The 264-nt window shown below is 36.7% G+C and carries 1 protein-coding gene; it reads left to right on the top strand.

From position 1 onward, the window contains the following. Positions 1-17: 17 nt before the first annotated feature. On the top strand, positions 18-264 hold a 247-nt coding region (locus AAEY75_RS15625), incomplete at its 3' end, for an MFS transporter (RefSeq protein ID WP_352260106.1).

Here is a 264-nt window from a genome sequence, read left to right as displayed (position 1 = left end):
CATATATGATGTTTTTTATGTTTGCCATGACCTCTGACGCAGTCGGCATGATAATCCCCGAACTTATAAAGGATTTCGGTTTGAGCATGACTCAAGCTAGTGCATTTCATTACGCTCCCATGGCATTAATAGCCTTTAGTGGATTATTTTTAGGCTTTTTAGCTGACAGCCTTGGCCGTAAAAAAACCATTATGCTGGGTTTATTAATATTTTCTGCTAGTTGTTTTTTATTTGCATTTAGCACCAGTTTTACCTTCTTTTTAG

The sequence above is a fragment of the Psychrobacter sp. TB55-MNA-CIBAN-0194 genome (assembly GCF_040309505.1).
In the GTDB taxonomy this organism is placed as follows: domain Bacteria; phylum Pseudomonadota; class Gammaproteobacteria; order Pseudomonadales; family Moraxellaceae; genus Psychrobacter; species Psychrobacter fozii.
The sequence above is the reverse complement of the archived record's forward strand: the minus strand, read 5'-3'. Positions and strand labels throughout refer to the sequence as shown.